Here is a 14,127-nt window from a genome sequence, read left to right on the forward strand (position 1 = left end):
TTAAAAGGTATTATTATAGGTTTCTACTACTTTTTTGGATAGTTTCATGACAATAATTTGGTACGTAAAAGCCCAGTTTAAATCATTATTTGAAATGAAGAGAAGCCTCTATTTTGCAGTATCGATTCTGGCATTCGGCTGTGGAGAGCCAGAAGTAACCACAGAAGTCCCTCCTTTAGAAGTAAATGTGGTAGAAATTCAAAGCCAGGATGTTTCCCTCGAAAAGGATTTTGTGGCCCAGATTTATGGAAAGGTAGATATTCCAATTAGGGCAAGAGCCGAGGGATATCTTGAAGGAATTCATTTTGAGGAAGGGAGAATGGTCAGGAAGGGAGATCTTTTATACACTGTTGATTCGGACCCTTTTCAGGAGGGAGTGAATGTGGCTCAGAGCCAACTCGCTTCTGCAAAAGTAAACCTAACACAAGCAGAGAATGACTTAGCCAGGTATGAACCACTTGCTGCTATGAATGCCATTTCTCAAAAAGATTATGATGCGGCGGTAGCTAGGCGAGATGCTGCATTGGCCATGGTGGATGCAGCGGAGGCTCAGCTGAGTTTTGAGGGAATACAGCTTAGTTATACTCAAATTAAAGCTCCGATCACAGGATTGATCGGTAAAACTGAAGCAAAAGTTGGAGAGTTTGTGGGCAGGGATCCAAATCCAGTCATACTAAACACCGTTTCACTCATAGATTCAGTAAGAGTGGAATTTGCGCTAAGCGAGAATGACTATCTGCAGTTATTCAGGGAGTATCAATTGGAAGAAAGACGAGCGGATAAGCAAAAACCTCTTAAGTTGATCCTGTCTGATGGAGTAGAATTTGATCAGGTTGGTTACGTCGATTTCATTAATAGACAAATAGATGCTACCTCAGGGACCATTCTTATCCAATCTACCTTTGCTAATCCAAATGGTTTAATCCGTCCTGGTCAATTTGCTAGAGTGAGAGCTCCTATGAAGGAGGTGAAGGCTGGCAAATTGGTTCCTCAGCGAGCCGTCAGTGAGTTTCAGGGTCGATTCTTCGTGTTTAAAGTTGGGGAAGAAAATGAAATTGTTCAACAAAGTATTACGATCCTTGGTCCCTACAGAGATTATTTTTTGATTAGCGAAGGGCTTCAAGAAGGGGATCAAGTAGTATTGGAGGCATTGCAGAAGGTGGCCGCCGGACAAAAAATTCAGCCAGTAGTTGTCCCTTTTGAATCTAAATTCTCCGAATAGTCCCATGGCAGAAATAGACGATTCTAAGCAAATTTTCTTCGTGAAAAGGCCTATTGTGGCCATTGTGATTGCCATTTTTATGGTGGTAGTTGGAGGTATTTCCATCCTTGGACTGGCCATTGAGCAATATCCGGCCATTACACCCCCTGTGGTACGGGTCAGCACTTCTTTTACAGGAGCTAATGCCGTAAGTGTAGAGCAGTCAGTCGCATCGCCCTTGGAGCAGGAAATTAATGGTGTGGAGAATATGTTATACATGAAGTCCACAAATGCGAACTCCGGGGCATTGTCTCTTGATGTGACATTCGATCTTGGTACCGATCCGGATATGAATACTGTGTTTACACAGAACCGGGTGGCTTCAGCTACTCCTAAGTTACCAGAAGAGGTTAAGAGACTTGGCGTAAAAACCCAAAAGTCTATGCCTAATATTCTGATGCTCGTTACACTGACATCACCTGATGGGACCTATGATCAGCAGTTCTTAGGAAACTATGGGATTATCAATGTGAAAGACCAGTTGGCCAGAACAAAAGGGATTGGAAGGGTGGATGTACTGGGAGCCAGTGATTACTCAATGAGAATCTGGATCAAACCAGATAGAATGGCAAAGCTGGGGATTACAGTTACGGAGATTATCGATGCTATTCGGGAGCAGAATGTTATAGCCCCGGGAGGAAAGTTTGGTGCAGAGCCCGCCCCAGCCGGAACAGAATTTACTTACACGGTCCGACTTCCGGATCGCTTGGTTTCCGAAGAGGAGTTTGGCGATGTGGTGATTCGCTCCGATGCTGACGGAAGCCAGATTCAAATTAAGGACATTGCACGGGTGGAATTGGGTGTGGAGTCTTATGACGCATTTACGAGACTAAATAAAAGTGAGTGTGCCATAATAGCCTTGTATCAAGCTCCAGGTTCTAATGCTGTAGAATTGGCAGAGACAATTATCACCACAATGGATGAGCTTGCAGAAGACTTTCCAGAGGGTATAGAATACGAAGTTTCCCTTGATTCTACTGCTCCGATCAAGGCTGGAATTGCAGAGATAATAGAAACTCTTGTGATTGCTCTGATCTTGGTGGTTCTTGTGGTTTTTATTTTTATCCAGGACTGGAGAGCAACATTAATCCCTACTCTTGCGATTCCAGTATCTCTTGTGGCAGCCTTTATGGTTTTCCCATTACTGGGATTTTCTATAAATACACTTTCGCTTCTTGGGCTTGTATTGGCAATTGGTATAGTAGTAGATGATGCAATAGTAGTGGTGGAGGCTGTCCAGGTAAATATGCAGAAAGGGATGGATCCAAAAACAGCTACATCCACTGCAATGAGGGAAGTGTCCGCTCCTGTTATTGCCACCACTTTGGTGATGGTTGCGGTTTTTGTACCTGTTGCCGTAATGGCTGGAATCACCGGAAAACTTTATCAGCAATTTGCCATCACCATTGCAGTATCCGTAATTTTCTCTTCCATCAATGCACTTTCTTTAAGTCCGGCCCTTTGTTCCCTTCTTTTAAAGCCAAACTCAGGTGAAGCAAAAGGCTTTTTGGGAAGATTTTTTGACAAATTCAATAAGGGCTTTGATCGTAGTACAGAAAGTTATTCAGCAACAACCAAAGTGGTAGCCGGCAAGCTTAAACGGGGCGTTTTGTATGTTGTGATTAGTTTAGTGGCTGCAGGAATCTTTGCCACTCAGGTACCCGGAGGATTTCTTCCTGAGGAAGACCAAGGTTATGTCTATGTAAATCTTCAATTGCCAAATGCCGCATCAGTTCAGCGGACAGATGAGACCATGAGGAAAATCGAGGAGATTGTATTGGCTCAGCCAGAAACTGAATATGCCACTGCGCTCTCTGGATTTAGTTTACTTGCGGGATCCTTTATTCCAAACTCTGGCTTTATGTTCATTACCATGAAGGATTGGGATGAGCGTGATATTACTGCAAAGGAATTCATGCAACGGCTCAATAGGATTTTTGCCAAGGAGATTCAGGAAGGTCAAGCCATAAGTCTAGGTCCACCTGCTATACCAGGACTGGGAAATGGCTCTGGCTTCAGTATTATGATCCAGGATAAAAAGGGACAAGACCCAGCTTACCTGGCCCAAAACACCTATGCATTCATAGCTGCAGCACAGCAAAGACCAGAAATCGCCTCTGCATTCACCACTTATCAGGCTGTGGTTCCTCAGCGCTATATGGAGATCAATCAGGATAAGATTCTTAAAACAGGGGTTCGATTAAGTGATGTGTATAATACATTCGCAGCTTTTCTGGGGGGAGCATACGTAAACGACTTCAACCGGTTTGGTCGATTATATAAAGCTTACATTCAGGCCGAACCGGAGTACCGCCAGAATGAATCCGGTCTGGAATTATTCTACGTCAAGAATAATAATGGAGAGTCAGTTCCCATTTCCACTTTTGTTGATGTCAAAAAAATTGCTGGTCCTGACTATACGAACCGATTTAATCTATACCGATCAGCAGAAGTGACTGGTGCTCCTGCTTCAGGATACTCGTCGGCACAGGCATTGGACGCATTAGAAGAGGTGGCGGCAGAAGTACTTCCGGATGATATGACGTACAGTTGGAACGCTATGAGTTACCAAGAAAAAGCTGCTTCTGGTCAGGCAGGGATTGTATTTGCCTTCTCTCTCTTTTTCGTATTTCTTATTCTCGCAGCTCAGTATGAAAGTTGGTCTATGCCTTTCGCCATTTTGCTAGGAACCCCTTTCGCCTTATTTGGGGCCTTCCTCTTTTTGTGGTTAGCGAGATTAGTAGATGAGGCTTATCTGAATAATATTTTCGCACAGATTTCACTTGTAATGCTTATAGCGATGGCCGCCAAGAATGCCATTCTGATCGTGGAATTTGCCAAAATGAAATTTGATGAAGGGCATAGCCTTTTTGATGCGGCGGTGGAATCTGCAAGGCTTAGGTTCAGGCCGATTTTGATGACCGTTTTCTCATTTATTCTTGGAGTGCTGCCTTTAATTCTCGCCTCAGGCTCGGGTGCAGAAGCCAGAAAAGTCATGGGTATGGCGCTCTTAGGAGGCATTGGTGTGGCCACATTGATGGGTGTGTTTCTTTACCCCATGTTGTTTATCCTGATCGGAAAACTCGCGAAATACGAAGAAAAGAGAGATGCCCAGTTAAACGCTCAAAAGTCATGAGAAAGATATCCTTGCTGATTTTTGCGATAATAACATTGTACTCCTGTAAGTCGGGACAAAACTACCGAGGGGTGGAGATAGAAATCCCTGACCAATACCGGTTTACTGACTCTAGTTATGCACAGGTAATTGATACCGTCAGAGTAGATACGCTGAAAGTAGATTCACTCGTAAACATCAATTGGTTTGAGATATTTGAAGACCCTGTTTTGGATACTTTGATTGTGAAAGCTTTGGAGAACAATCAGGACCTGATGATTGCAGCAGAAAATATCCAGCAAGCCCAAAGTGCATTGGTTATTCAAAGGTCTCAAATGCTCCCAAATATTGGATACTCAGCTGGTGCACAAAGGGGTAATACCCTTGCACAGAATTTTGGAAATACAACAAATCTGTTTACTGGATTTGGATCTGTGAACTGGGAAATAGATTTCTGGGGAAAATTCAGAAGACTTAATGAGGCTGCACAGGCAAACATTTTGGCAAGTGAGGAGGGATATAGATCTACTAAACTTAGTCTGATGAGCACGGTGGCCACCTCTTATTTCCAATTGCTGGAATATAAACTTAGGCTTCAGATTTCTCAGGAAACCTACGCACTACGGGATAGCATGGAGAGCATTATTCAGGAGCGTTTTGATAAAGGGATTATTGCAGAAATTGATTTGAATCAGGCGCAGATCCAAACAGCAATTGCTCAAGGAAGTGTTCCGGTTTGGGAGAGACTTATTTCCCAAACAGAGCATTTACTAAGTGTATTGGTTGGAGAGCTTCCTCAATCTATCACAACCGGAACACCACTTGTGGAACAGCAGATTGACTTATCCATACCAGAAGGGTTACCTAGTCAGCTTTTGGCCAGAAGGCCGGATATCCTTTTTGCTGAGCAAGATCTGATTGCATCCAATGCTCTTGTTGGTGCAGCTAAAGCTAACAGATTGCCGAATGTTTCCCTCACAGGTTTGTTGGGAGTAGCAGGAACTCAGTTCAGTAGTCTTGGGTCTGCAGGAGCAGCATGGAATCTCGGAGGTTCGCTTGTCGGGCCTTTGTTTAACTGGGGAGCCTTACAAAGACAAGTTGATATAGAGGAGAGTCGTACACGGCAAGCTGTTCTAAATTATGAAGCGACGGTTTTAAACGCATTCAGGGAAGTTGAAGATCTTTTAGTAAATATACAGTCCCTTCAGACTGAAATGATCGCAAGGGAGGCCCATGTCAGGGCTGCGGTTCGGGCTCAGTTTCTTTCGCAAGAAAGGTACAACCAAGGTGTAACCAGTTACCTTGAATATTTGGAATCTCAGAAGCAGGCATTCGATTCACAACTCAACCTAGCGGGGACAAAGTCTGAACTTTTGAGTAGCTATGCGAGACTTTATGCGGCATTAGGAGGAGGCTGGTAAATTATTTTTTTACTAGTAGCCTAAATGATAGCAAAATTTGATTCAGAGAATTCCAAATTCTTAGAATTTGACTTTTACTTTATTGCCTACTTCGATTACTTTTATAGCGAATAGTCTTGCCCTCAATTTAATATGAAAAAATTAACCCTCTGTCTAGTAGTCCTTATTGTGCTGAGTTCGCACGATATGTTTTTGAAATTGGATAATTTCTTCCTGCAGCCCAATTCAGATTCTGTTATCCAACTATTAAATGGAACATTTGAGCGAAGCGAGAATGTCATCTCCCGAGATAGGATGCTCGACGTTAGTCTGGTTGGGATGGGATCTCGAACGGAAATGGATACTTCATTTTGGTATGAAAAGGACAGTAGTACTTATTTAGAGATTTCCACCGGTGATGAAGGGACCTATTTAGTTGGAGTGTCAACTGCCGCCAGAAACATTGAAATGGATGCCGAGGCTTTTAATAGTTACCTGGAGCATGATGGTGTTCTGGATATGCTTGAGTGGAGGAAAGAGAATGATGCGATGGATCAGCCTGCAGTGGAGCGATATTCAAAGCACGTTAAAACCATTTTTCAGGTAGGGGATGAATTGACTGAGGATTGGAAGACTGTTCTGGGTTATCCCATTGAGTTTGTTCCCATGGAAAATCCTTATGATATCCACCCGGGGCATGAGATGAAGGTAAAGTTGCTTTGGAAAGGAAAGCCACTTAGTGGTCAGATAGTCTATGTTGGGAATGACGGAGAGGCACATGATCATTCACACGACGAACCTGGAATGCATACACATGATGATGGGACCACTCATAGTCACGACACTGGACAGGAGCATTCTCATGAAGATGAAACCACTCATTCACATGATAACGAGGATTCTCATGAATCAGATGGTGAACATAGTCATGACGAAAATCATTCTCATACCCATGATTCAGCGGAGGAACATACACATGGTGATGGAACCACCCATTCTCACGAAAATGAGGATCAGCATGAATCAGGCGAAGTTCACACACATGAAGACGGAACCACTCATAGTCATAATGAAGAAGAAACGTCCTCTGAAAGCCATTCCCATGAAGGCGTCATGCAACTGAGAACCGATTCGAATGGGGTAATTTCCATCCCCATTTCTTCCACTGGTGTTTGGTATCTCCGAACCATCTATATGGAATTAAAATCAGAAGAAGGTCTTACCCATGAATCGAACTGGGCTACCCTTACCTTTGCCGTTGGAGAAGGACATTCCCATGAACATGGAAATGATGCTCATGTGCATGAAGAAGAAGGTATTCCGTCTTATGTATTCTGGGGGGGTAGTTTAATCCTTTTGGTTATTCTATTCTTCTGGTTTAATCGAAAAAAATGACAAGCATAAAAAATCTGCGCTTCCTTCTTATTCCGGCATTGGTTTTAATACCGAAGATTCTCTTTGCTCATGACGTGAGCGAAGGCGATCAGCAAATTCTAGATAATGGAGGATTACTAGCTTACCTATGGGTTGGCGCAAAACACATGCTCACCGGTTATGATCACCTTCTCTTTCTGGGAGGTGTGATCTTCTATCTGAAGAACTTTAAGGATATCATCAAATTTATCACGGTGTTTACTTTGGGTCATAGCATTACTTTGATCGGGGCTACCTATTTGGGAATAAAAGTAGATGAGCACCTAATTGATGCAGTGATTGGGCTGAGCGTTCTTTATAAGGGATTTGAAAATTTGGGTGGTTTTGAAAAGGTGTTCAAAGTAAAATCACCAAACCTTTTGGCCATGGTTTTTTCTTTTGGATTGATACATGGTCTTGGTTTATCCACACGGCTACAATCCTTCGCTATGGGGGAGGAAAATATCCTTGCTAAAATCATCAGCTTTAATGTCGGAGTGGAACTGGGGCAAGTGGCTGCTCTAATTCCGATCATTTTTGTAATCAACTTTTGGAGGCAAAAAGAGAGCTATAATGCCTTTTATAAGGCTTCGAACGTGTATTTAGTTCTTGCAGGTATCGCGCTTACTGCGTTCCAATTATGGGGATATTTTGGTGGAGCACATTGACGGATTAAAAAATAGAGGAACACCAGTAACCCATTTCAAAACCTTTAAACTACCGTTGTTATTCTTTGAAAGTACCAAATCAGTAGAGCTAAAACTCGAGCTTTGAGCAACAGGTTATTGTTCAATTCGGATCGCCATGCATTCGAAACCAGGACAATAAAATAGTCCACCGTGGGAATATGGGTTAGTACCTCCTTTTCCTGTTTGCTAAAGCTCCGTCTATTGAGAACCTTCCCCCACCGAAAACTAATAAACCTAGGAAGGTCAGAAAAAATAAAAGTGGGAGTTCTTTTCGTCCAAATGGATCATCCCAATGTGCATAGAAGGCTGCAGTTAGCATGGTCACCATCAAAGGTATAGTAGCTAACCTGAGCTTAAAACCGACCATCACTAACACTGCACAAACCACTTCAGCGAATGTAGCTAATGCCAAAGATACTGTTGGTCCTAATCCAAAAGGATCAGCAAACTTAACTTCATCTGCCATCAGGCGACTGATTTTTGGGATACCATGGGTGAGCATCATTGCTCCCGCTCCCAAACGGATGATTAGAAGGACGAGATTTCTTGCTAAAGCTTCGGACATGAAAAATGTGGGTTTTAAATATCCTTTTAAATTATTATCCCGATTAAAACTCAAAAGGGGATTTTTATAGGCCCATTTTTATTAGGGATGGCTGGTAACCACTTATCAATCCGCGCCTGATGGATGGTTTAAATCTTGACTCCCTTTTCAACTCATCAAGATCAAAAAATTGGCTGAAAATCCACTGGAGGGCTTTTCTTTTTGGTGAAATCAAGATTATGATAGACCGAAAGGCGTATCAAATCTCGGTTCACATAATCAATTCCTGAGGATCTCTGTTGCCAACTTTTCGCATAGCCTACCTGAAATTGGACTTTGTCATTAAGTATGTATCCCATGCCTAAAAAGAGTCGATTGTCCTCAAAAGGATTTCGAATGATGGTCTTCCCAGTTTGAATAAATACCTCATTATAAGCGGACAGAAAATAAGTGCCTGGTTGGAATTTATATGAGTTTAAGGGGATGTATGTGGAAATCTTATAGCGCCAACGAAAAGTCAATTCAAACGGAGATCCAACATAGTAGTCTCTTCTCCATCGTTGCTCTGCTCTGAGCTGATGGTAAATTTTTGCTTTGCCCAAAGGCACAATAAAAAGAGCCTGCTGCCAAAAACGGAATTGATTTACCACCTTATCATAAGGTCGCTCTTGCTCCTGATACTGAGGAGGAGCCCAATAAAACGGGGTGACGATTCCGCCTGTGATTTCCAGATTCTTATTAATAATATAACTCAGCCCAAACCTCAGATAAATTTGACCCATATTTTGGACGAGCTGATCTCTGGTACGTATGTGATACTCCCCGTAATAGAAGAGCTTCTTCCCGATTTTATACTTAGTATAGAATCCATTCCAAAGCTCTGATCTTCTTGCAGTATTTCTCTCTTCTTCCTCTGGTTCATCCTGCGTTTGCGCCGTTACCGGCAAAGCTAAAAAGAGCACCATGATCAATGCCGCGGCAGATGTGCGAAGAAATGCTATGTAAACATCATGCCTCATATCGACAAAAGCTTTTTAAGTTGGCTGACATTCCCAGATGATTTTCTGAGGTTTCGTTCCAGTCTTTTTGTGTTTCTCCCCTTCAAATCTAGTATTCGCCCTTCCAAGGCGTCGAGGTTTAAAAGATGAACCTGTACATCCCGAAAATCTGAAGATTTCATGATCTCCTCGAGTTCAAAGGCCACGATAGTTTCCGCGGCTTTAATTAGTTCAAGTTGTCGCAAAACTTCGAAATCGGTTTCAAAAGTAAAGGGGTCAAGGGTCTTTTCTGTGAATTCTTCTTTCAGAGCAATTGCCAAGTTTTCATAGCGTGAGAGTTCAGGAAGGCTCTCCTCCAGAAATAGGAATAATTCTATCATTTCGTCTCCCACCTCTGCTTTGTCAAGGAATCCTTCTGTCTCATTGTATTGATCCAAAAGTTCCTGATAGTTGTCAGTACTTAGGTTTTGATAGGTAGAATCCAACAATGCCTGATGACGTTCATTTTTGGGCTCAATGGAATCCTTAACTCGTTTTACCCTTGCCTGCTCTTCAAGAATGCGCTCTTCAATCACATCAAGCTCATTGCTTTGCCTAAAATCTACTTGCTGCTTTTGGATGAAGGCATCCACTTCCCTGAAAATATTCCACTCGGCTTCAATGTGGGTGAGCAGATCGATTCCCAGATTTTTTTGCTCAGACAGTGGAGGAAAGTCCAGTGTTTTCTCCTTGATCTCTAGATCGTAGCTATAGGTAATTTCTTCTTGTGGTTTTAAAAACTTCAGACCATCCCTGAGATAGTTTTCCGTATCGAAATACTGAATATCCCCATTTCGAAGTAGCTCAACAGCTGGCTCGTAGGCCTTTATTTTCTCCTGCAGATAATCAAAATATGCAGCACTGAAGGCCAATGAGTCAGAAGTGTTCCTGTTTAGAGACAGGAAGTCTAAAACTGCTTTTTGAGTCCCTTCAGCTTTAAGTTGGTCGAAAAGATAGATGATGTCATTGTATCGATCCTGGTCTTCTTCATAAATGGCATAGACAAACCTTCGCGTGGAAATCGGATATTTTTTCAGTTGCCCCTCTTCCGAAAAGAAATCCTCTTCGAATTGAAGGACTCGGCTCAAGGCATCCTCAAGAAGGAAAGTTCCCAAATATTGCTCCTGAAACTCCTCGCTATTCTCAACATATCCATCATTGAAAATGAGACCGAAAGCCTGATCAGAAACCCTGTAATCCACCTCTAATCCACGATTTAGGGAATCTAGTTTTTCAATAGCATTAAAAAATACAACCTCGTCAATTTTCTCCTTCGTCACATCATTGACCTTAGAAAGACCAATGAGAAACCCCTGTTCGTAGCGCCTTTGTTCATTAATGGTCAAGGTGCTGTCTACGAAATAGATGAACTCCCAAGTTCCTTCCATCAGCCCTTCTTCGCCAATCTGGCCTGAAATCTGATATGGTCGATTTGGTTTTTGGGAGACAAAATTTACCCTTCCTACAAGACTATCCCGCTCAAAGGTCAGGTTTTTGGCTTCGAAGACATCTATGTATTCTTCATTTTCTAATTGCTTCTCAGAGTAATCCCATTGACCGGTCAATAGCCCATCCTTGTATGCGGCTTGTAATTCCACCAAATTTGACGACAAAGAGGCTTGAATCTCCCGATTGAAAATGTCCTTTATCGCAACTTGGTAAGTCTCCTGATAATATTTCCAGTTCCCGGTTTTCTGGTCTTCAATGTAGGAGCCTTCGGCCAAAAGTTTTCTGAAAAGACCACTCTTCAGACTGTCCATTTTGCTGAAAGAAAATGAAAACGGACCATTCAAAATGGGATCCAGGTTTTCATCCAGGGTATAGGAAAGCCTCGCCGTACCTCTGAGTCCCTTGAAGGTATAGCCTCCCTCGTAGGTTCTTATTTCCTGTGAATGAACCAGAGCGGGTAGTAGAAAAATAAAAATTCCGAAAACCTTTTTCAGCATGTTGGCCTCCTGTCCAAAACCCTTGCCAAAAAGCACTTAGCAAGTTGAGAAATGTCAAAGAAAAAAATTAGCTGATAGAAATTTTTTCGGTCAGATGTCTGCGTTCTTTTTCTTTAAGTCAGCTATATAATTCTTAGCGTAAGCCCTATACCAACCAACTTCGCATTCAATTATGTAATTTTTCCAAAGCTCGATTTCTATTGGGATATCCTTCTCCTTGAGTAAATGGATATCGCACATTCTTCGATTCCATTTTAGATTGACCTTCCAAAGGTCTAGAATTCTTTCAATTGAGTTTCCTGTGGTTTCATGAAATCCGAGTTCCTCTGTGATTTCTTCAATCAGGTAGATGTATTGCTCATCAAAATGATGTCCTGTTTTCGTAATCAAATGCACGTATTCTTTGAGTGTGGTAAGCTTATCGAATCCACTTGCCTGATCGAAATGAATTATAGCCATTTTGAACCAATGAAGACCTTTTTCGAAATCTCCAATTTCACCATAGCAACGAATCAGCATCTGGATAGGAAATAAATAAAAAGGGTCGGTTTCTTTCCTTAATGCGTGCTCTTTCGCGAAATATGGAATGGCTAAATCAAATTTGTCAGCGTCCAGGTAAGAATGAGCGATATAAAAGGCCAATCTATTTTCAACAAATTCGTGATCGAAATCTGGTCTGACTTTTTCAATCTCAGCCGTTATATAGGCTATTCTGGATTTAAAATCTTTGAGATCAAAACCCATTTGGTAGTGAATCACCACGTCTTTATCTAGAAACTCTTTATGGTCTACATTCTTTTGGCTCATACTGTTTTTTATCAATCCCGACTTTGCTTTTAAGTGAATATTTTTGACTGCAAACTGAGACTGCTTTCTAAAGACTCTCCATCATTCAAAACCACTCTCTACCCACAGGAATTACTTTCCAGTTTTGATCGAAGTAAGGCGTCTGGCTATAAAACCACTGATAAACAGCACGTGGATTTTTGATGAAGTTTTCATCTTCAGCCTTTTTAGCATCAAAGGCCGCCTTTAGATCGGCATCCTTTTCTAGCATCTCTTCCATCATGGGCTCCATTATGTATCGCTCCATGTATTCTGTTTGGGATAGAACGGAGTTGAAATATCCCCATTGAAAAAAGGAATCAACTGACTCAGGTTCCATTAATATTACGGCTAGTTCACCCAGCTTTTGATCGGTTTCGATTCTGATGGAACCAGCTGGAAGAGTAAGGGTTCTGTACTCCTTTTCCAGTTCCATTGATTGCACCCGCATCCTCCCTTCATAGGGCGAGGGGTTCATAGAAAAGTCAGTGAGACGCGAATATTCTAATTTAATTTCTCTCGGTTCTTCCAGTGTTTCCACTTGTATTCCATGCTGCTTTACTTTTTCGATTACTTCGCTCCACTCGGCTGAGATCCAATAAGCTCGGGGAATAGGAACAGAGTTCACAGGTTCATCCATGTATAAAGTTGGCACTTGCTGCTGCATAGGTTTGCCTTCCCATTGGACATATTCTGCACCGGTGATCTCGGAAACTTTTTTACTGGAAGAAATTCCCAAAAAAGTCATGGTATCAGCAGGGGTATCTCTGAACTTATATTTCACGACAATGGATTCCTTAGCTTGATTGATATCAGAATTTACGGCGGATTGGAGCTGCTGAAAGTGATTTCCTAGCGAGCGGATGGATTGCTCCAAAAACACATAAGTTCCTAAAACTCTTTGTCTGAAGGGCTTTAGTGAATGATTTTCAACAAGAATCGATGCCGTGTGACGAATATCCCCGTAAGTATGGGAGAATCTTGGGCTAAATGCGAAAGCTACGTTTCCTCTGGTAAAATCCTGTCCATTCGCCGCAAAAAGCAATGGCCCGGGAATGTGACCTTGATCCTGAAGTGCCTGATCCACTTCAGGTTTGTAATTCCCAGCTAGCCAAGATGAAATTTCGGGAGAGTAACCTCCTGTTTCTACAAAGCCATAAGTGATATCGTATTGATAATCAGCCCCATCGGTGACATGCACGTCGATGTATAAATCTGGATCGTACTCATTCATAATATCAGCGATGAGTCTAACACCTGCTGTTTCCAGTTTGGTGTAGTCTCGGTTCAGATTTAGATTTTGGGCATTTGTTCTCCAGCCCATCACTTTGGGACCACGCTGGTTTACTCTGCCGTATTCACTGCTTCTCTCGTGGCCGTCAGGATTAAGAATAGGGATAAAAAGGATATTGGCCTCGTCAAGTAAATTCTGCTTTGTGCCGAAGGCAATATCTCGTAGCAACATCATTCCAGCATCTTTCCCATCTATTTCTCCCGAATGAATTCCCGCCTGGATTAAAATCAAAGGTTTTTCTGAGCTAGCAAGTTCTGCCGCCGAAAAACGATTCTCCTTTGTGACGATCATCATATGAATTATTCGGCCTTGCTCACTCATTGCAGGGGAAGTCATGGAAATCAAGGGACTGGCGTTTGCGAGTTTTGTTAGCCATGCCATTGTCTCCTCATAATTCGGAGATTCTAGACCATCAGAAAGCTCAAAAGGTGTAACCCATGGGTTTGATTTATCCACTAAGAGATTTTCGCTTTCTCCAGACCATGGAATCAGTGGAGGCATAAAATCCTGGGCCTGGGCAAGAGAGCAGAAGATAAAAGGGAGAAGGGCTAACAGTTTTCGCATATAGAAAAGGTTTAAAAGAAACTAAAGATAGAAAATGCA

General features: G+C 42.2%; 10 protein-coding genes. 5 read left to right on the top strand and 5 right to left on the bottom strand.

All coding sequences use genetic code 11. From position 1 onward, the window contains the following. Positions 1 to 94: 94 nt before the first annotated feature. The 5 genes from QVH07_RS07830 (at position 95) to QVH07_RS07850 (ending at position 7,857) form a co-directional block, all read left to right on the top strand. Positions 95 to 1,222 (top strand): efflux RND transporter periplasmic adaptor subunit, encoded by a 1,128-nt coding sequence (locus tag QVH07_RS07830; RefSeq protein ID WP_289999608.1) that lies wholly within the window; start codon positions 95 to 97, stop codon positions 1,220 to 1,222. A 4-nt stretch (positions 1,223 to 1,226) separates the two neighbouring features. After that, on the top strand, positions 1,227 to 4,397 hold the full coding sequence (locus QVH07_RS07835) for an efflux RND transporter permease subunit (RefSeq protein ID WP_289999609.1): 3,171 nt from the start codon (positions 1,227 to 1,229) through the stop codon (positions 4,395 to 4,397). Continuing rightward, positions 4,394 to 5,797 carry an efflux transporter outer membrane subunit gene (locus tag QVH07_RS07840; protein WP_289999610.1) on the top strand — a complete coding sequence of 468 codons (1,404 nt, stop codon included), beginning with the start codon at positions 4,394 to 4,396 and terminating at the stop codon, positions 5,795 to 5,797. The genes QVH07_RS07835 and QVH07_RS07840 overlap by 4 nt, the downstream gene beginning before the upstream one ends. A 132-nt stretch (positions 5,798 to 5,929) precedes the next feature. Beyond that, entirely contained in the window at positions 5,930 to 7,171 is a 1,242-nt protein-coding gene (locus tag QVH07_RS07845; RefSeq protein ID WP_289999611.1) for a DUF4198 domain-containing protein, read from the top strand. Further along, the gene (locus QVH07_RS07850; RefSeq protein WP_289999612.1) at positions 7,168 to 7,857 is read left to right on the top strand and encodes a HupE/UreJ family protein; all 690 of its coding nucleotides are present in this window, start codon (positions 7,168 to 7,170) and stop codon (positions 7,855 to 7,857) included. The genes QVH07_RS07845 and QVH07_RS07850 overlap by 4 nt, the downstream gene beginning before the upstream one ends. 184 nt (positions 7,858 to 8,041) lie before the next feature. Here QVH07_RS07850 and QVH07_RS07855 read toward each other — a convergent pair whose 3' ends face one another. The 5 genes from QVH07_RS07855 to QVH07_RS07875 form a co-directional block, all read right to left on the bottom strand. Further along, a complete protein-coding gene (locus QVH07_RS07855) occupies positions 8,042 to 8,443 on the bottom strand; it encodes a DoxX family protein (RefSeq protein ID WP_289999613.1) in 402 nt (133 codons plus the stop codon). Positions 8,444 to 8,604: 161 nt separating this feature from the next. Then, entirely contained in the window at positions 8,605 to 9,441 is an 837-nt protein-coding gene (locus tag QVH07_RS07860) for a DUF2490 domain-containing protein (RefSeq protein ID WP_289999614.1), read from the bottom strand. After that, complete coding sequence (locus QVH07_RS07865; protein WP_289999615.1) at positions 9,438 to 11,441, bottom strand: hypothetical protein; 2,004 nt, start codon at positions 11,439 to 11,441, stop codon at positions 9,438 to 9,440. The genes QVH07_RS07860 and QVH07_RS07865 overlap by 4 nt, the downstream gene beginning before the upstream one ends. A 54-nt stretch (positions 11,442 to 11,495) precedes the next feature. Continuing rightward, positions 11,496 to 12,212 (bottom strand): hypothetical protein, encoded by a 717-nt coding sequence (locus tag QVH07_RS07870; protein ID WP_289999616.1) that lies wholly within the window; start codon positions 12,210 to 12,212, stop codon positions 11,496 to 11,498. A gap of 85 nt (positions 12,213 to 12,297) precedes the next feature. After that, positions 12,298 to 14,088, bottom strand: coding sequence for a M14 family metallopeptidase (locus tag QVH07_RS07875; RefSeq protein WP_289999617.1), 1,791 nt, complete (start codon positions 14,086 to 14,088; stop codon positions 12,298 to 12,300). Positions 14,089 to 14,127: the final 39 nt, after the last annotated feature.

It is taken from the genome of Algoriphagus sediminis (assembly GCF_030403435.1).
In the GTDB taxonomy this organism is placed as follows: Bacteria; Bacteroidota; Bacteroidia; order Cytophagales; family Cyclobacteriaceae; genus Algoriphagus; species Algoriphagus sediminis.

Coding starts and splice junctions, on each gene's coding strand:
- QVH07_RS07830 (WP_289999608.1), top strand. CDS start 95: ATGAAGAGAAGCCTCTATTTTGCAGTATCGATTCTGGCATTCGGCTGT.
- QVH07_RS07835 (WP_289999609.1), top strand. CDS start 1,227: ATGGCAGAAATAGACGATTCTAAGCAAATTTTCTTCGTGAAAAGGCCT.
- QVH07_RS07840 (WP_289999610.1), top strand. CDS start 4,394: ATGAGAAAGATATCCTTGCTGATTTTTGCGATAATAACATTGTACTCC.
- QVH07_RS07845 (WP_289999611.1), top strand. CDS start 5,930: ATGAAAAAATTAACCCTCTGTCTAGTAGTCCTTATTGTGCTGAGTTCG.
- QVH07_RS07850 (WP_289999612.1), top strand. CDS start 7,168: ATGACAAGCATAAAAAATCTGCGCTTCCTTCTTATTCCGGCATTGGTT.
- QVH07_RS07855 (WP_289999613.1), bottom strand. CDS start 8,443: ATGTCCGAAGCTTTAGCAAGAAATCTCGTCCTTCTAATCATCCGTTTG.
- QVH07_RS07860 (WP_289999614.1), bottom strand. CDS start 9,441: ATGAGGCATGATGTTTACATAGCATTTCTTCGCACATCTGCCGCGGCA.
- QVH07_RS07870 (WP_289999616.1), bottom strand. CDS start 12,212: ATGAGCCAAAAGAATGTAGACCATAAAGAGTTTCTAGATAAAGACGTG.
- QVH07_RS07875 (WP_289999617.1), bottom strand. CDS start 14,088: ATGCGAAAACTGTTAGCCCTTCTCCCTTTTATCTTCTGCTCTCTTGCC.